This window comes from Streptococcus mitis (assembly GCF_946188375.1).
Classification (GTDB): domain Bacteria; phylum Bacillota; class Bacilli; order Lactobacillales; family Streptococcaceae; genus Streptococcus; species Streptococcus mitis_CX.
This window is the reverse complement of sequence record NZ_CAMHUS010000004.1, coordinates 105769-124055: the sequence shown is the minus strand read 5'-3', so window position 1 is coordinate 124055 and position 18287 is coordinate 105769. Positions and strand designations below refer to the sequence as shown.

At 41.1% G+C, this 18287-nt stretch carries 19 protein-coding genes; 18 read left to right on the top strand and 1 reads right to left on the bottom strand.

Features of this window, described 5'->3' with window-relative positions; genetic code table 11:
- The first annotated feature begins 32 nt into the window (after nucleotides 1-32).
- Together polA and N8M16_RS05670 are read left to right on the top strand one after the other, a co-directional pair.
- Nucleotides 33-2666: a DNA polymerase I gene (polA, locus tag N8M16_RS05675; protein WP_261069790.1), complete on the top strand. Its 2634-nt coding sequence runs from the start codon at nucleotides 33-35 to the stop codon at nucleotides 2664-2666.
- An 84-nt stretch (nucleotides 2667-2750) separates the two neighbouring features.
- Nucleotides 2751-3188 carry a CoA-binding protein gene (locus N8M16_RS05670; RefSeq protein WP_000076477.1) on the top strand — a complete coding sequence of 146 codons (438 nt, stop codon included), beginning with the start codon at nucleotides 2751-2753 and terminating at the stop codon, nucleotides 3186-3188.
- Nucleotides 3189-3219: 31 nt separating this feature from the next.
- On the opposite strand, the gene N8M16_RS05665 is transcribed toward N8M16_RS05670, so the two are convergent.
- A complete protein-coding gene (locus N8M16_RS05665) occupies nucleotides 3220-4230 on the bottom strand; it encodes a YeiH family protein (protein ID WP_214614932.1) in 1011 nt (336 codons plus the stop codon).
- Between the two features lie 340 nt (nucleotides 4231-4570).
- Here N8M16_RS05665 and N8M16_RS05660 point away from each other — a divergent pair, with 340 nt between their 5' ends.
- The 16 genes from N8M16_RS05660 (at nucleotide 4571) to comB (ending at nucleotide 18262) form a co-directional block, all read left to right on the top strand.
- Nucleotides 4571-5740 carry a pyridoxal phosphate-dependent aminotransferase gene (locus tag N8M16_RS05660; RefSeq protein ID WP_049499073.1) on the top strand — a complete coding sequence of 390 codons (1170 nt, stop codon included), beginning with the start codon at nucleotides 4571-4573 and terminating at the stop codon, nucleotides 5738-5740.
- Nucleotides 5737-6507: a DNA repair protein RecO gene (recO, locus tag N8M16_RS05655; RefSeq protein WP_153210159.1), complete on the top strand. Its 771-nt coding sequence runs from the start codon at nucleotides 5737-5739 to the stop codon at nucleotides 6505-6507. Before N8M16_RS05660 ends, recO begins: the two co-directional genes overlap by 4 nt.
- On the top strand, nucleotides 6504-7496 hold the full coding sequence (gene plsX / locus N8M16_RS05650) for a phosphate acyltransferase PlsX (RefSeq protein ID WP_261069789.1): 993 nt from the start codon (nucleotides 6504-6506) through the stop codon (nucleotides 7494-7496). Before recO ends, plsX begins: the two co-directional genes overlap by 4 nt.
- A 5-nt stretch (nucleotides 7497-7501) precedes the next feature.
- Nucleotides 7502-7735, top strand: a complete 234-nt coding sequence (locus tag N8M16_RS05645; protein ID WP_261069788.1) for an acyl carrier protein — start codon at nucleotides 7502-7504, stop codon at nucleotides 7733-7735.
- A gap of 171 nt (nucleotides 7736-7906) precedes the next feature.
- Complete coding sequence (locus tag N8M16_RS05640) at nucleotides 7907-8758, top strand: C40 family peptidase (protein ID WP_023947430.1); 852 nt, start codon at nucleotides 7907-7909, stop codon at nucleotides 8756-8758.
- Nucleotides 8759-8870: 112 nt separating this feature from the next.
- Entirely contained in the window at nucleotides 8871-10064 is a 1194-nt protein-coding gene (locus N8M16_RS05635; protein ID WP_049515852.1) for an N-acetylmuramoyl-L-alanine amidase family protein, read from the top strand.
- 152 nt (nucleotides 10065-10216) lie between these two features.
- On the top strand, nucleotides 10217-10351 hold the full coding sequence (locus N8M16_RS05630) for a ComC/BlpC family leader-containing pheromone/bacteriocin (protein WP_049515851.1): 135 nt from the start codon (nucleotides 10217-10219) through the stop codon (nucleotides 10349-10351).
- A gap of 496 nt (nucleotides 10352-10847) precedes the next feature.
- Nucleotides 10848-11720 carry a GHKL domain-containing protein gene (locus tag N8M16_RS05625; RefSeq protein ID WP_247953589.1) on the top strand — a complete coding sequence of 291 codons (873 nt, stop codon included), beginning with the start codon at nucleotides 10848-10850 and terminating at the stop codon, nucleotides 11718-11720.
- On the top strand, nucleotides 11717-12448 hold the full coding sequence (locus N8M16_RS05620; protein ID WP_001221869.1) for a response regulator transcription factor: 732 nt from the start codon (nucleotides 11717-11719) through the stop codon (nucleotides 12446-12448). Before N8M16_RS05625 ends, N8M16_RS05620 begins: the two co-directional genes overlap by 4 nt.
- Before the next feature lie 498 nt (nucleotides 12449-12946).
- Entirely contained in the window at nucleotides 12947-13075 is a 129-nt protein-coding gene (locus N8M16_RS05615) for a smi_0059.1 family bacteriocin-like peptide (RefSeq protein WP_049499438.1), read from the top strand.
- A 10-nt stretch (nucleotides 13076-13085) separates the two neighbouring features.
- Nucleotides 13086-13241: a hypothetical protein gene (locus tag N8M16_RS05610; RefSeq protein WP_049499436.1), complete on the top strand. Its 156-nt coding sequence runs from the start codon at nucleotides 13086-13088 to the stop codon at nucleotides 13239-13241.
- 33 nt (nucleotides 13242-13274) lie between these two features.
- A complete protein-coding gene (locus N8M16_RS05605) occupies nucleotides 13275-13472 on the top strand; it encodes a class IIb bacteriocin, lactobin A/cerein 7B family (protein ID WP_000180818.1) in 198 nt (65 codons plus the stop codon).
- A gap of 213 nt (nucleotides 13473-13685) precedes the next feature.
- Nucleotides 13686-13841 (top strand): smi_0061 family bacteriocin-like peptide, encoded by a 156-nt coding sequence (locus tag N8M16_RS05600; protein ID WP_000357248.1) that lies wholly within the window; start codon nucleotides 13686-13688, stop codon nucleotides 13839-13841.
- Nucleotides 13842-13844: 3 nt separating this feature from the next.
- On the top strand, nucleotides 13845-14060 hold the full coding sequence (locus N8M16_RS05595; RefSeq protein ID WP_080673747.1) for a bacteriocin immunity protein: 216 nt from the start codon (nucleotides 13845-13847) through the stop codon (nucleotides 14058-14060).
- Nucleotides 14061-14746: 686 nt separating this feature from the next.
- The gene (gene comA / locus N8M16_RS05590) at nucleotides 14747-16900 is read left to right on the top strand and encodes a peptide cleavage/export ABC transporter ComA (RefSeq protein ID WP_261069787.1); all 2154 of its coding nucleotides are present in this window, start codon (nucleotides 14747-14749) and stop codon (nucleotides 16898-16900) included.
- Between the two features lie 12 nt (nucleotides 16901-16912).
- Entirely contained in the window at nucleotides 16913-18262 is a 1350-nt protein-coding gene (gene comB, locus N8M16_RS05585) for a competence pheromone export protein ComB (protein WP_227326144.1), read from the top strand.
- The last annotated feature ends 25 nt before the right edge of the window (nucleotides 18263-18287 follow it).

The following is an 18287-nucleotide window of genomic DNA, read 5'->3' as shown; positions in this document are numbered from 1 at the left end:
TATTTTTTGGTGCTTTCCTTTATAATGGGTGTATGGATAAGAAAAAATTATTATTGATTGATGGGTCTTCTGTTGCTTTTCGGGCGTTTTTTGCCCTCTATCAACAGTTGGACCGTTTTAAGAATGCGGCTGGCTTGCATACCAATGCGATTTATGGCTTTCAGTTGATGTTGAGCCATTTGTTGGAGCGGGTTGAGCCGAGTCATATTTTGGTGGCTTTTGATGCGGGAAAGACGACCTTCCGGACAGAGATGTATGCGGACTATAAGGGTGGTCGAGCTAAGACTCCTGATGAGTTTCGTGAGCAATTTCCCTTCATTCGTGAGTTGCTGGATCATATGGGGATTCGTCATTATGAGTTGGCTCAGTATGAGGCGGATGACATCATTGGGACACTGGATAAACTAGCAGAGCAGGATGGTTTTGATATTACCATTGTCAGTGGGGACAAGGATTTGATTCAGCTGACGGATGAGCATACGGTGGTTGAGATTTCCAAGAAAGGTGTGGCTGAGTTTGAGGCTTTTACGCCAGAATATCTTATGGAAAAGATGGGGATTACACCGACTCAGTTTATCGATCTCAAGGCGCTCATGGGTGATAAGTCGGATAATATTCCTGGGGTAACTAAAATCGGTGAAAAGACGGGTATCAAGCTCTTGCTGGAGCATGGCTCACTCGAGGGGATTTATGAGAATATCGATGGGATGAAGGTTTCTAAGATGAAGGAAAATCTCATCAATGATAAGGAACAGGCCTTTTTGTCAAAAACACTGGCGACCATTGATACCAAGGCACCGATTGAGATTGGTTTGAAGGATTTAGTCTATAGCGGTCCAGATGTGGAAAATCTTGGAAAATTCTACGATGAGATGGGCTTCAAACAGCTCAAGCAGGCTTTAAATGTGTCGTCAGCTGATGTGGCTGAGAGTTTGGACTTTACTATTGTTGAGCAAGTCAGTCAAGATATGCTGAGTGAAGAATCTATCTTCCATTTTGAGCTTTTTGGTGAGAATTACCATACGGATGATTTGGTTGGTTTTGCCTGGTCTTGTGGGGATAAACTTTATGCTACAGACAAGCTTGAGCTGTTGCAAGACCCGATTTTCAAGGACTTTTTAGAAAAAACACCTCTGAGAGTTTATGATTTTAAGAAGGCTAAAGTTCTCTTGAATCGCTTTGGTGTGGATTTGCAAGCGCCTGCTTTTGACAGCCGTTTGGCTAAATACCTCCTTTCGACTGTGGAGGACAATGAAATTGCGACTATTGCTAGTCTTTATGGTCAGACTTATTTGGTTGATGATGAGACTTTCTATGGTAAGGGAGTCAAGAAGGCCATTCCTGAACGCGAGAAATTCTTGGAGCATTTGGCGCGTAAACTTGCTGTTTTGGTCGAAACAGAACCTGTTTTGCTTGAAAAACTCAGCGAAAATGGGCAATTAGAGCTTCTTTATGATATGGAGCAACCTCTGGCTTTTGTCCTTGCCAAGATGGAAATTGCTGGTATTACGGTCAAGAAAGAGACCTTGCTTGAGATGCAGGCTGAAAATGAGCTTGTCATTGAAAAACTCACTCAGGAGATTTACGAACTGGCTGGTGAGGAGTTTAATATCAATTCGCCTAAGCAGTTGGGAGTGCTTCTCTTTGAAAAATTGGGGCTACCTCTAGAATACACTAAGAAAACCAAAACTGGATACTCGACTGCGGTGGATGTCTTGGAACGCTTGGCTCCTATTGCGCCAATTGTTAAGAAAATTCTCGACTACCGTCAGATTGCCAAGATTCAATCTACTTATGTGATTGGCTTGCAGGACTGGATTTTGGCGGATGGCAAGATTCATACTCGCTATGTTCAGGATTTGACCCAGACTGGACGTCTGTCTAGTGTGGATCCAAACTTGCAAAATATCCCTGTTCGCTTGGAACAAGGTCGTCTCATTCGTAAGGCTTTTGTGCCTGAGTGGGAGGATAGTGTACTGCTTAGTTCGGACTACTCACAGATTGAATTGCGCGTTTTGGCACATATTTCTAAGGATGAGCACTTGATTAAGGCTTTCCAAGAGGGGGCAGATATCCATACTTCGACAGCCATGCGTGTCTTTGGCATTGAGCGTCCCGAGGATGTGACTGCAAATGACCGTCGTAATGCCAAGGCGGTTAACTTTGGAGTGGTTTACGGGATTTCAGATTTTGGTTTGTCTAATAATTTGGGCATCAGCCGTAAGGAGGCCAAAGCCTACATTGATACCTACTTTGAACGCTTCCCAGGTATTAAAAACTACATGGATGAAGTGGTGCGTGAAGCGCGTGATAAGGGCTATGTAGAGACTCTCTTCAAGCGTCGTCGTGAGTTACCAGATATCAATTCGCGTAACTTTAATATTCGTGGTTTTGCGGAGCGGACTGCTATCAACTCTCCTATTCAGGGTTCGGCGGCAGATATTCTCAAGATTGCTATGATTCAGTTGGATAAGGCCTTGGTTGCAGGTGGTTATCAGACCAAGATGTTGTTACAAGTGCATGATGAAATCGTCCTTGAAGTTCCGAAATCGGAACTGGCCGAGATGAAAAAATTGGTCAAACAAACCATGGAAGAAGCCATTCAACTCAGTGTTCCTCTGATTGCAGATGAAAATGAAGGGGTAACCTGGTACGAGGCTAAATAAAAAGGGGGCTAGTCCTCCTTTTTTGTAGTCAAAATCTGCAAGCCTTTTCAAAATGTGCTATACTGATGAAAAAGGAGGATTTCTATGAGTCAAGAATTTATCAATCCAAGTGATGGCGTGATTCGTCAGTATCTAGCAACGAGTAAAACCCTTGCTGTGGTGGGCCTGTCAGACCGTGAGGAAACAACGAGCAATCGAGTAACTAAGGAAATGCAGGCTCGGGGTTATAAAATCATCCCAGTCAATCCCAAGGCGGCAGGTGGCGAAATCTTGGGTGAAAAGGCTTATGCTAGCCTAGCTGAGATTCCTTTTCCTGTAGATATTGTCAATGTTTACCGTCGCAGTGAGTTTCTGCCTGATGTGGCGCGTGATTTTCTCAAGGCTGATGCTAAGATTTTTTGGGCACAACTAGGACTTGAAAGTCTAGAGGCGGAAGAAATCTTGCGTGCTGGTGGATGCGATGACATTGTAATGAATCGTTGCATCAAGAGAGAACATACTCGCTTGATTGAGGAAGCATAAGAAAAAGGTAGCTGATGGGCTACCTTTTGTGTTAGAAAATGCCGATAAGGGTCTGCATACCAAGACTGGTAAGGATGATGGCAATCCAGCAGATGGCTCCGAGGACAATGGATTTTCCGCTGGATTTGACCATAGCTACCAGATTTGTTTTGAGACCGATAGCACTCATGGCCATGATAATGAGGAATTTGGAGAGTTGTTTGAGAGGAGTAAAGAAACTACTAGACACACCAAGAGAGGTCAGTAGGGTGGTTAGGAGAGAGGCAAGGATAAAGTAAAGGATAAAAAGTGGGAAGACTTTTTTCAGTTGCAATCCTTGCTTATTTTTTTGTTCACGACTTTGCCAGTAGGAGAGAAAGAGAGTGATGGGGATGATAGCTAGGGTGCGTGTGAGTTTGACAATGGTTGCGGATTCGAGGGTATTAGTCTGGTAGAGACTGTCCCAGGCGCTGGCGGTAGCCGTTACAGAGGAAGTATCATTGACCGCAGTTCCTGCAAAGAGGGCGAAGCCTTCATTGGATAGATGAAGCCAGGTACCTAGCGTTGGAAAGATAAGTGCAGCCAGGACATTGAAGAAAAAGATAACGGAGATGGCTTGGGCGACTTCTTTTTCCTTGGCATGGATAACGGGCGCTGTTGCAGCAATGGCAGAGCCCCCACAGATGGAAGACCCCACCCCAATCAAGGTAGCCAGTTTTGTATCCAGTGCAAAGAAACGCTGGAAAAGGTAGGCAACAATCAAGGCTATTGAGATAGTGGACAGGATGACAGGGAGCGAAGATTGCCCAACTGCGAAGACTTGCGAGATATTGAGACCAAAACCAAGCAAGATAACGGCATACTGGAGCAATTTCTTGGAACTAAAGGTCAATCCCGCATTCAGTTGTTTATAGGATGAGAGAAAGGGATGGAGAAGCATTCCCATAAAGATTGCAAAAACGGGCGCGCCAATCACAGGGAAGAATCCTCCTAAGTACCAAGATAGGATGGAAATGAGAAGGCAGGCCAAGATGCCTGCTCCATTTTTTGATAGAAATGACATAAAAACCTCCAAATAGAATCTGTTACCATTATAGACCTGTAAACAGGAAAAGTAAAATAGAAAGTGGAGCTAACAATTATTTGACAAGTAGTGCTAATCATGTGATAATAATCTTACAAGAACTGTAACGAAGTCTTGGCAAAAAACAAAGATACTAGAGCTCCACCTCTGGTATTTTTTGTCGCGCTTATCTAATCCAAACTAAGTCCGTTAGTAGAGTTGCAATAAATTCATTTTAAATACTTCAATTTGTTATGCTAGCGTTATTCTATCATGTATTTTTGCGGTCGGGGGGCTTTTGTAGTATAATAGAGATACGTTTTGACAGTAGGAGGTATCTATGGACTTAACTAAGCGCTTTAATAAACAGTTAGATAAGATTCAAGTTTCGTTGATTCGTCAGTTTGACCAGGCTATTTCGGAGATTCCTGGGGTCTTGCGTTTGACCTTGGGGGAACCTGATTTTACAACGCCAGATCATGTTAAGGAGGCGGCCAAGCGGGCGATTGACCAGAACCAATCCTACTATACAGGGATGAGTGGTCTGCTGACCTTACGTCAGGCGGCCAGTGATTTTGTTAAGGAAAAGTACCAACTGGACTATGCTCCTGAAAATGAAATCTTGGTTACAATTGGGGCGACAGAGGCTTTATCTGCCACTTTGACAGCTATTTTGGAAGAGGGAGATAAGGTGCTCTTGCCAGCTCCTGCCTATCCAGGTTATGAACCGATTGTCAATCTGGTTGGGGCAGAGATTGTCGAGATTGACACGACTGAAAATGGTTTTGTCTTGACTCCTGAGATGTTGGAAAAGGCTATTTTGGAGCAGGGTGACAAGCTCAAGGCGGTTATTCTCAACTATCCAGCCAACCCGACAGGAATTACCTATAGTCGGGAGCAGTTGGAAGACTTGGCAGCTGTTTTACGCAAGTACGAAATTTTTGTTGTCTGTGATGAGGTTTACTCAGAATTGACCTATACAGGGGAAGCCCATGTATCTCTGGGAACTATGTTGAGAGATCAGGCAATTATTATCAATGGTTTATCGAAGTCGCATGCTATGACGGGTTGGCGTTTGGGTCTGATTTTCGCTCCTGCAGCCTTTACAGCCCAGTTGATCAAGAGTCACCAGTACTTGGTGACTGCCGCAAATACCATGGCGCAACATGCTGCGGTAGAAGCCCTTACAGCTGGTAAAAACGATGCGGAGCCTATGAAGAAGGAATACATCCAGCGTCGAGATTATATTATCGAGAAAATGACTGCTCTTGGTTTTGAGATTATCAAACCAGACGGTGCCTTCTATATCTTTGCTAAGATTCCAGCGGGCTACAATCAAGATTCCTTTGCTTTTCTGAAGGATTTTGCCCAGAAGAAGGCTGTTGCCTTTATCCCTGGTGCAGCCTTTGGACGTTACGGGGAAGGATATGTTCGCCTATCTTATGCAGCCAGCATGGAGACGATCAAAGAAGCCATGAAACGACTTGAGGAGTACATGAGAGAAGCATGATTCAGTCTATCACGAGTCAAGGCTTGGTGCTCTACAATCGCAATTTTCGTGAGGATGACAAGCTAGTCAAGATTTTTACAGAGCAGGCTGGCAAGCGCATGTTTTTCGTCAAACACGCTGGTCAGTCTAAGCTAGCTCCTGTTATTCAGCCCTTGGTGTTGGCACGATTTCTCTTGCGAATTAATGATGACGGACTCAGCTACATCGAGGACTATCATGAGGTGATGACCTTTCCTAAGATTAATAGTGATCTCTTTGTCATGGCCTATGCGACCTATGTAGCAGCTCTTGCAGATGCGAGTTTGCAGGACAATCAGCAGGATGCTCCCTTATTTGCTTTTTTGCAAAAGACTTTGGAGTTGATGGAAGCTGGCTTGGATTATCAGGTTTTGACCAATATTTTTGAAATTCAAATCTTGACTCGATTTGGAATCAGCCTCAATTTTAATGAGTGTGTCTTTTGTCATCGGGTTGGTCAGGCTTTTGACTTTTCTTTCAAATATGGAGCCTGCCTTTGTCCAGAGCATTATCATGAGGATGAGAGACGTTGCCATCTAAATCCCAATATACCTTATCTGCTTAATCAATTTCAAGCCATTGATTTTGAGACCTTGGAGACCATTTCGCTTAAGCCTGAAATCAAGCAAGACTTGCGAAAGTTTATGGATCAACTCTACGAAGAGTACGTTGGGATTCACCTAAAATCAAAGAAATTTATTGATTCCCTAGCAGACTGGGGTCAATTACTAAAAGAGGAAAACAAATGAAAAAAATCGCAGTAGATGCCATGGGGGGAGATTATGCACCTCAGGCCATCGTTGAGGGTGTCAATCAAGCCCTGGCTGACTTTTCAGATATTGAGGTTCAACTCTACGGAGATGAAAGCAAAATCAAGCAATATCTGACAGCGACAGAGCGTGTTAGCATTATCCATACAGATGAAAAGATTGATTCAGACGATGAACCTACTAGAGCTATTCGGAAGAAGAAAAATGCCAGTATGGTATTGGCAGCCAAGGCTGTCAAAGAGGGTGAAGCAGACGCTGTTCTTTCGGCTGGGAATACAGGTGCTTTACTAGCAGCAGGATTTTTCATCGTGGGTCGTATCAAGAACATCGACCGTCCTGGGCTTATGTCAACATTGCCGACTGTAGATGGGAGAGGTTTTGACATGCTAGACCTTGGTGCTAATGCGGAAAATACAGCCCAGCACCTCCATCAATATGCGGTTCTAGGTTCTTTCTATGCTAAAAATGTTCGTGGCATTGCGCAACCACGTGTTGGCTTGCTCAATAACGGAACAGAGAGTAGCAAGGGCGATCCGCTTCGTAAGGAAACTTACGAATTACTAGCAGCTGATGAAAGTTTAAACTTTATCGGAAACGTGGAATCGCGTGATTTGATGAATGGCGTTGCAGATGTTGTTGTGGCAGATGGTTTCACGGGAAACGCTGTGCTCAAATCCATTGAAGGAACAGCTATGGGAATCATGGGCTTACTCAAGACCGCTATTACAGGTGGAGGTCTTCGAGCGAAACTAGGCGCCCTCCTTCTCAAGGACAGCCTCAGAGGTTTGAAAAAACAGCTCAACTACTCAGATGTTGGTGGAGCAGTCTTGTTTGGTGTCAAGGCACCGGTTGTCAAGACTCATGGCTCAAGCGATGCCAAGGCTGTTTATAGTACAATCCGCCAGATTCGTACCATGCTAGAAACAGACGTAGTTGCCCAGACTGCGCGTGAATTTTCAGGAGAATAAAAGAGATGACAGAAAAAGAAATTTTTGATCGTATTGTGACCATTGTCCAAGAGCGACAGGGAGAGGACTTTGTCGTGACAGAATCCTTGAGTCTGAAAGACGATTTGGATGCGGACTCAGTTGACTTGATGGAGTTTATCTTGACACTGGAAGATGAATTTAATATCGAAATCAGCGATGAGGAAATTGACCAACTCCAAAGTGTAGGAGATGTGGTTAAAATCATTCAAGCAAAATAAAGATAAGAAGTTCCAAGGCATTTGCTTTGGAATTTTTCTTTGGTTCAAGTGACCGTTTAGGAACAGATTTAGTCTTTCTAGGGACAGTAGAAATCTGAGGAGAAATAAGGGATATAATAGAGTCAGAAAAAATCAATCTCCAAAAAGGAGAAAAAAGAAAGGATTTTCACGATGAAAAAATATCTTTATTCTAGTTTGTTAGTTCTTGCAGGAGGCGTTCTCCTAGCAAATACTACGGTAGCCTATGCTGATTCCCCATCAGCAAGTGAGAAAGAAGCGATTGCTCAATTAGTTAATCAAGGCAAGATAAAAGCTGAAGAAGCTGATCAAGTAAAATTGATTGGTTTTGAAGATAAAGAAACCCAAGCAGAGGGAAATCAAGAGAAGAAAGCTTTCAATCAATATCGTGATCCGAAAGGAACATGGATGCAAACCAATGGTAAATGGTGGTTTAAATACGGTTCAGGTGGTTATGCTAAAAATTGGGAACAATTAGATGGCAAGTGGTACTATTTTGATGACCAAGGATGGATGAAAGAAAATACTTGGATTCAACCTGATGGTAATTATTACTACTTATCTGCTAGTGGTGCTATGGTCACTGGTTATCAACGTGTGAATGGTACACCATACTTCTTTAGAGCCAGTGGTGTATGGGTAGAAAATCGTGGACAGGCACTTGGTGAATATGCCGAGACATTTGTAGGGAAAATCCCATATGTTTGGGGTGGGGCAGATTTGAATAGTGGCGTAGATTGCTCAGGATTTACGATGGCTATTCATGCTAAGTTCGATATTAGTATTCCTAGAGTGACCTATGGTCAAGCAACAGGAGGAAGTTATGTAAGTAATGGTTCTCAACAAGCTGGAGATTTGATTTTGTATAATAGTGAAGAGACAAATGACCATGTAGGTATTTATGTTGGTGGTGGAAAGGTAGTTCATGCTCCATATCCAGGTCAATATGTTTCTTATATGGATCAATACGGTATTACTCAAAATACAATTCGTAGATATTGGTAATATTGTCTAATCTTTCACAATATTATTGACTTTGATTATGAAAAGTATTAGAATATAGCTAAATAAAGAGGGGAAACCCTCCTATAGCTATTCAATAAAGGAGGAAATGGCTATGAAAAAATCTAAACTACTCACTCTTGGTCTGCTTGCAGGTGCTGGTCTACTTTTGTCTATCAATCAAGCACAGGCTGCAGATACTTGGGTTAAAAATGGTGCTGACTGGAATCTTTCTCAAGATGGCAGTCTAGCTAAGGATAAATGGGTACAAAATGCTGGCTCATGGTATCACTTTGACAGCACTGGTAAAATGCAGACAGGCTGGCTCAAAGACGGCAATACTTGGTATTCTCTAGCAGATAGTGGTGCTATGCGCACTGGCTGGTACAAGGAAGGTAACACATGGTACTCACTAGCAAGTAGTGGCGCTATGCGTACTGGCTGGTACGAAGAAGGATCTACATGGTATTACCTCAAAGGCAGTGGCGCTATGGCAACAGGATGGGCGACTCCAAATGGTAAATGGTCTTACTTTGAAAAATCAGGTGCTATGGTCGCAGACAGAGCTGTTCCAGCCAGTGATGGGGAAAGTTATGTCATTGGTAAGGATGGATATCTGTTAACCAAACTCCCAAGTCAGGTTGAACAATCTCAAGCGGATGATACAATTATCACAAATATTGTTACTTTATCTGACGGGTATGATTATCATCTTATTCATAGAAAAGATGGAGTCATTGTTGAAAAAAATGCTTGGTACATCAAGCCAGAGTTTAAAAAGTTTTCTAATAAATATGGGGATGTGGTTTCAAATACAACCTTAGCTTTAGTGGATAATAAAGAAGAAGGACAAGATATTGATCCTAAGGCAGTTGTACAGAACTTCCAAAACTTACCAAATCGCTACTACTTTGATGAAAATGGACATCGTGTGGTTAATATCCCAGCAATGACAACCTATTCAGAGATTAAAAAAGTTGGCAATGATGTCTATTTAGAAAATCCAGGTGCACGACTTCGTCTTGGAGCTACCAACTTTACAATCAATAACAATAAACTATACTATTTAGAAAATGAGAAAGGTAAGCTCAAAACAGGTTACTTTGTATTAATTGATGATGGAGCAACCACTACTCATCATCACATTCTAGCCTATGCGGATCAATCTGGTGAGATTCTTAAGATGAAACGCTTGCCATCAGGAGTTTCAGATTATCTTGATAAAGAAATTGATGGTTTATATGGTGAAAAAATTAAGATTGAATCTCCACACTCAAACGAATATTATAAAGTGGTCGTGGTTAAATAAAAATAACATCTTCACAACTAATTGTTAACACTCTAACCAATATACCATTTTCAGGAGGCTTTAGATTTCTTGTATTTTAAAAGGAAGCTAAAGCCTTTTGTAGATGGAGCAGGGAATAGAGTTATCTATAAAATAATAAAAAGGAGTCTGTCATGGAAATGAAAAATACATTTGTAGAATTGGAACAATTTGAAGAGTTAACCCCAGAGGTATTGAAGGAAGTGAATGGTGGAGGGATTTTTGAAGATATTTACCATTGGCTACATCTACGCCCAGAGCCAAGATAGTATTTTGATTAAAATGTGTTAACTAAACAGATTTATGATTATATTTCTTGAATTTTTATGTTTCATATTGATTTTAATCAATATACTAGCTCCTCCGATTTATCTAGGTAGTCAACTCTCTAAAGCATTTTATGACAAACGTTCTATATTTCTTTTGGTAGTTTTTAAGCTATTTGCTACCTTCGTTTTTCCGAGTTTCTCGCATGTTGCCAATTTATTATTCTTTTATATAATATTTTGGATTGTGTTAAAGAAAAAGAAGAAGGAAGCTCTCTTTCTTGCACTTTATCTATTTGTGTTTTATCAAAGTATTCGATATTTGGTTTTGACATTTATAATACGATTGATATTTGACTACTCTGAACTATCTGATTTTTTGCATAGTGGATTTAATTCTGTATTTAGTTTGATTTCGTTGTTTTTGTCTGTTGTCATTTTAAGACGATGGGGAATTGATTTCAATATATTATTTTTAGATAAATTTCGATCGTTAGTGATGAAAAGTATGTGGATTTTATCCTTATTGTTTGGTTTCAGACTGTTTTCATCCATCATGTCTGGGGGATGTAATCCTTTCTACGTTCGTTTTGACACGACCATTTCCCTTCTGATTTTCATTCTCTTTTTCTCTTGGCTCTTTTACATTAAGCATTTGGAGCAGGTTTATCGTGATGAGCAGACCATTCAGAGACAGGAAGATGAAAATCGTTCCTTGCAAGGAATGGTGGATAAGTTGGGTCATCTCTATGACGAAGTTCGAGGTTTCCGTCATGATTTTGCAGGAATTGTCGCTAGCATGGAGCCTGCCATAGCGAATCAAGATATGGCTGAGGTGTCTACCATTTATCAAGATGTTTTTCTAAAGACCAATGAAAAGCTGAGGAAGGCGGACTACACAGCCTTTAATCTTCACAATATCCATGACATAGCCATTCGTAATACCTTGGCCAAAGTCATGATTGTGGCAGATAAGCAGGGGATTCATTTTAGTTTGGAGACAGTGGGGGTTGTTGAAGAGCTGGCATTGCCGATGTTGGAGGCTATCCGTATCCTATCTATTCTTACTAAAAATGCCTTGGAGGCAACCAGTGAGGCTGAAAATCCGCAGATTTGGGTTGCTTTGTTGGCAGGTGATAGGAGTGTTCGTTTTATCATTGAAAACACTCGTAAGAAAGAAGAACTGAACCCCAGCATTCTCAGTCAAAAGGGTTACTCGACCAAGGAAAGCCACAGTGGACTGGGCTTAGCGACCTTGGAGGATATGGTTTTTCATTATGATTTGAACTTAGATACCCAGCTAGGAGAAACGACCTTTAGACAAGATTTAGAATTGCCATTTAAGGATGAGAAACGAGGGGGAGAGGAATGAGAATTTTAGTTTTAGAAGATGATAGAGTCCAGCAAGGACGGATAGAGCAGACTTTACTAGATATTGGTCGCTCTCGCAATTTAAGATTAGAAATTGATATTGCCAAAAACTATGGAGATGTTGAAAAGTATTCTCAGTATTTTGACCATTACCAACTCTATTTATTGGATTTAGAGATTGATGGAGAGCGTGAACGGGGCTTTCAGGTTGCTCAACAGGTTCGGGAGCGGGATCCTTTTACAAGCATTGTCTTTGTGTCCACGCACTCGGAGGCCTTACCTCTAGCTTTTCGCTACCACTTGTCTGCCTTGGATTTTATTTCCAAGGATCAGCCTGAGGAGGATTACCGTCATCAGCTGGAGCGCTGTCTGGACTATGTACTGGCAGTGGATAAGAGGGAAAATATGCGTCTCTTTACCTATAGTTTTGAGGGGAGACGGGGCTTTACTCTGCCCTACCATGAGATTTTAGCCTTTGAAACCTCAGTGGAATCCCACCGTATCAAGGTCTATTATGCCAATCATTCTATTAAGACCATTTACGGCAGTCTCAAGGATATCGCTGCCAAGGCTGAAAAAGATTACTTTGTCTATGCCAATCGCAATACGTTAGTTAGTTTACAGGCCATTGAAGAGATGACTGCGACAGAAGTGACCCTGTTAGAAGGCTTGCATTTCCCCGTATCACGAACAGCCAGAAGAACACTCAAAAAACACCTCAATGTCTAATATCTGTTAGATTTGAATGAATTTATCAATAAGAATGTCGGAAAATTTTCTGATATTCTTATTTTTTTGAATTCTTTTTCGAATAGATAAGTAAGAGGAAACAGAAAGGAGTTTGGTTTATGTATCTACCAATCTTGTATCCGTGGTTCATTAAATTATTTTTTAAATAAAATTTAATTTAGTTGTTCATTTTCGAAATTTTTTTCGAATAGATAAGTAAGAGGAAAAAGAAAGGAGCATAGTTTATGTATCTACCGATTTTCTATCCATGGTTTATTAAATTATTTTTTAAATAGACTTTAATTTAGTTGTACATTTTCGAAATTTTTTTCGAATAAATAAGTGAGAGGAAAAAGAAAGGAGCCTAGTTCATGTATCTACCAATCTTGTATCCGTGGTTTTTTAAATTATTTTTTAAATAAAATTTAATTTAGTTGTTCATTTTCGGATTGTTTTTCGAATAGATAAGTGAGAGGGAAAAAAGAAAGGAATAAAATAATGAAAGAACATTATTATGGATTTGTTGAGCTGACTTCGGAAGAATTGACCGATATTCAAGGTGGAGAAAATTGGACGAAGACACTTGCAGATTGGTACGTTGGATTTCGTAGAGGTTTAGGTTTTTAGGGGATAAGCGATGAATGAAATGAATGATAAGTGTACTATTGAAGTATTAAAGGAAAGCGACTTAGCTTTGCTGGTGGGTGGTAGCAAGGAAAGTTATCAACGGGGTTTAATTACAGGTTTATTGTTACGTAGTGTATTTATTGGAACTCCATTTTTTAGAGGATAAGATTTAGAAAAAATAGAACAAGAGGAGAAAAAGATGACAAATTTTGACAAAATGGAACAGAACTTTGTAGCTCTTACAGAAGAAGAGTTGATGGATGTGGATGGGGGGATTGCACCAATTATTATTGGTGGTGTAGTTATTAGTTGGAAATTAATTGGAGGTGTAGCTGCGCTTGCTACAGCTTCAGCAGGTGCCGGCATAGCTGCAGGATATTATGCTAATCGACCATAATTTTGGATTTATATATGAGATTTGTTAAATTAATGCTGAAGATTTGGCCTGAGCTTATGGTATTACTTAGTTCAATATCTTATACAATTATCAGGTTGGTAGCTGATGTGAATAAGCTACCCTTACCTACATGGTTTGATGATTTTAATATACCAACAATTTCATTATTTTTAATGGTATTCATTTTATTATATAGAAGTAAAGGAGAAAAGAATGGATAAATTTCAAGTAGTTGATGAGAAAGATTTGCAAGTAATTGAAGGAGGAATTGAACCTATTTCGATTATATTTGGCCTAAGTGCTATTGCATTTGGCGCATTTGGGGCTGGTTACACATTTGGTTCAGATTTGGCTCGTCGTGGGCGTTAGATAATGAATAACCGCAATCTGAATCTTAATACATTGTTACCTAAACTAGCCACTATATTTCCTTTATTGGGAATAACTCTTAATCTCGCGCTTCATGTGATTCGTACAGGTTCGTTAGTATCCTTTAATTGGCAATGGACTTTGGTTGGTTTGCTTTTCGCAGGATATTTTGGTATTTTTCGCAAAGATTTGTCAAAAAATAATCAAAATTATAAATGAAGAACATGAATCTAAAGGATTTTGTGCATGAGAATGGTAGCGTTTTTCCGCTATTCTTGTCAGGTAAATAGGAGTCTAGCATGAAAACATTTTTATTAGGTTTTGCTGAGGGTTATTTTATCGTATCGCTCATAATCTACAACGTAACGTATTTGATGTTGAAAAATCCGATTAATACCCTATTTTATCCATACCCTGTTTTATTTGGGCTCTTTTATCTAGAATATAAGGTCAATAAAAAGCAAGTAGGGTGAGCAGTTAAGAATGACTTGTTAGTCTGCTCCGAAAATGCCTAGAGTATAATCTCAGAATGCATCACATTGGAGTTTAAAAGGAGTAACTATGAATCGTAATTTAGAACGGTGTTATCTATTCTGACTAGGAATAGATCATACCAGAGGTGGCTTAGAAATAGCAGGGACATTAGAAATTGAAGTAATAAATAGGATGTCACAATGTTACCATCAATGATTTATTTGTTCCAAGCTTGCCTAGGGTGTCAGTAAAAAATCAATTTCCTTTCAATAGCATATTTTTAGTAGGCATGACGTTTGTTCTGCCTATTTTTTTATCCCAAAAGTGCATTTGGGAGGGAGATAGGCGCATTTGGGGAGGAAGTCCAGTTTTTGTTTGGGAATTGGGGTAAGATAGTTGTTATCAGATGAGTTTAGGAAAAGGAGATGAATATGAAATTTGGGAAACGTCACTATCGTCCGCAGGTAGATCAGATGGATTGCGGTGTAGCTTCATTAGCCATGATTTTTGGCTACTATGGTAGTTACTATTCTTTGGCTCACTTACGAGAATTGGCCAAGACAACCATGGATGGGACAACGGCTTTGGGCTTGGTCAAGGTGGCAGAGGAGATTGGCTTTGAGACGCGGGCCATTAAGGCGGATATGACGCTCTTTGACTTGCCAGATTTGACCTTTCCTTTTGTTGCTCATGTGCTTAAGGAAGGGAAATTGCTCCACTACTATGTGGTGACTGGGCAGGACAGGGACAACATTCATATTGCCGATCCAGATCCTGGGGTGAAATTGACCAAACTGCCACGTGAGCGTTTTGCGGAAGAATGGACAGGAGTGACGCTTTTTATGGCACCTAGTCCAGACTACAAGCCTCATAAGGATCAAAAAAATGGCCTGCTCTCTTTTATCCCTATATTGGTGAAGCAGCGTGGCTTGATTACCAATATCGTTTTGGCGACACTCTTGGTAACCTTGATTAACATTGTGGGTTCTTATTATCTGCAGTCTATCATTGATACCTATGTGCCAGATCAGATGCGTTCGACGCTGGGAATTATTTCTATTGGGCTGGTTATCGTCTATATTCTCCAGCAGATCTTGTCTTACGCTCAGGAGTATCTCTTACTTGTTTTTGGGCAACGTTTGTCCATTGATGTGATTTTATCCTATATCAAGCATGTTTTTCACCTGCCGATGTCCTTTTTTGCGACACGCAGGACAGGGGAAATTGTTTCTCGTTTTACAGATGCTAACAGTATCATCGATGCACTGGCTTCGACTATTCTTTCGATTTTCCTAGATGTGTCAACGGTTATCATTATTTCCCTTGTTTTATTTTCACAGAATACCAATCTCTTTTTCATGACCTTATTGGCGCTTCCTATCTACACAGTGATTATCTTTGCCTTTATGAAGCCGTTTGAAAAGATGAATCGGGATACCATGGAAGCCAATGCGGTTTTATCTTCTTCTATCATTGAGGACATCAACGGTATTGAGACTATCAAGTCCTTGACTAGTGAAAGTTCACGTTATCAAAAGATTGACAAGGAATTTGTGGATTATCTGAAGAAATCCTTTACCTATAGTCGGGCAGAGAGTCAGCAAAAGGCTCTGAAAAAAGTTGCCCATCTCTTGCTCAATGTCGGCATTCTCTGGATGGGGGCTGTTCTGGTCATGGATGGCAAGATGAGTTTGGGACAGTTGATTACCTATAATACCTTGCTGGTTTACTTTACCAATCCTTTGGAAAATATCATCAACCTGCAAACCAAACTTCAGACAGCGCAGGTTGCCAATAACCGTCTAAATGAGGTTTATCTGGTAGCTTCTGAGTTTGAGGAGAAGAAAACAGTTGAGGATCTGAGCTTGATGAAGGGAGATATGACCTTCAAGCAGGTTTCCTACAAGTATGGCTATGGTCGAGACGTCTTGTCGGATATCAATTTGACTATTCCGCAGGGTTCTAAGGTGGCTTTTGTGGGGATTTCGGGGTCAGGTAAGACGACCTTGGCTAAGATGATGGTTAATTTTTACGACCCAAGTCAGGGAGAGATTAGTCTGGGTGGTGTCAATCTCAATCAGATTGATAAAAAAGCCCTGCGCCAGTATATCAACTATCTGCCTCAACAACCCTATGTCTTTAACGGGACGATTTTGGAGAATCTTCTCCTTGGAGCCAAGGAAGGGACGACTCAAGAGGATATCTTACGGGCGGTTGAATTGGCAGAGATTCGGGAGGATATTGAGCGCATGCCACTGAATTACCAGACAGAGTTGACTTCGGATGGGGCAGGAATCTCAGGTGGTCAACGTCAGAGAATCGCTCTGGCGCGTGCTCTCTTGACAGATGCGCCTGTCTTGATTTTGGATGAGGCAACTAGCAGTCTGGATATCTTGACTGAGAAGCGAATTGTCGATAATCTCATGGCTTTAGACAAGACCTTGATTTTCATTGCTCACCGCTTGACCATTGCTGAGCGGACAGAGAAGGTTGTTGTCTTGGATCAGGGCAAGATTGTTGAAGAAGGAAATCATGCTGATTTACTTGCACAGGGTGGCTTTTACGCCCATTTGGTGAATAGCTAGAAAGAGGAGAGGATGAAACCAGAATTTTTAGAAAGTGCGGAGTTTTATAATCGTCGTTACCATAATTTTTCCAGTCGGGTGATTGTCCCCATGTCCCTTCTGCTTGTGTTTTTACTTGGCTTTGCAATATTTGCAGAGAAGGAGATGAGTTTGTCTACTAGAGCTACTGTCGAGCCTAGTCGAATCCTTGCAAATATCCAGTCAACTAGCAACAATCGTATTCTTGTTAATCATTTGGAAGAAAATAAGCTGGTAAAAAAGGGAGAACTGTTAGTTCAATATCAAGAAGGGGCAGAGGGTGTCCAAGCGGAGGCCTATGCTAGTCAGTTGGACATGCTTAAGGATCAAAAAAAGCAATTGGAGTATTTGCAGAAGAGCCTGCAAGAAGGGGAGAATCACTTTCCAGAGGAGGATAAATTTGGCTATCAAGCCACCTTTCGCGACTACCTCAGCCAAGCGGCTAGTCTTAGGGCTAGTACATCGCAACAAAATGAGACCATCGCGTCCCAGAATGCAGCAACTAGCCAAACCCAAGTCGAAATCGGGAACCTCATCAGCCAAACAGAGGCTAAAATTCGCGATTACCAGACAGCTAAGTCAGCTATTGAAACAGGTACTTCCTTGGCCAGTCAGAATCTAGCCTACTCTCTCTACCAGTCCTACAAGTCTCAGGGCGAGGAAAATCAGCAAGCTAAGGCTCAGGCAATTTCGCAGGTAGAAGCACAGCTTTCTCAGTTAGAATCTAGTCTTGCTACTTACCGTGTTCAGTATGCAGGTTCGGGTGCCCAACAAGCCTACGCGTCAGGCTTAAGCAGTCAATTAGAGTCCCTTAAATCCCAACATTTGTCTAAGGTTGGTCAGGAATTGACCCTACTAGCCCAGAAAATCTTGGAGGCAGAGTCAGGTAAGAAGGTACAGGGAAATCTTTTAGACAAGGGGAAAATTACGGCTAGTGAGGATGGGGTGCTTCACCTTAATCCTGAGACCAGTGATTCTACCATGGTTGCAGAGGGGATCCTGCTAGCCCAACTCTATCCGTCCTTGGAAAAAGAAGGGAAGGCCAAACTCACAGCTTATCTTAGTTCAAAAGATGTAGCAAGGATCAAGGTCGGTGATTCTGTACGTTATACGACAACTCATGATGCCAAGAATCAACTTTTCCTAGATTCTACTATTACAAGTATCGATGCGACAGCGACCAAGACTGAAAAAGGGAATTTCTTTAAAATTGAGGCGGAGACTAATCTAACTTCGGAGCAGGCTGAAAAACTTCGGTACGGGGTGGAAGGTCGCCTGCAGATGATTACAGGCAAGAAAAGTTACCTACGTTATTATTTGGATCAATTTTTGAACAAAGAGTAATGTTCGTGTTTTTAGAGTTAAATAA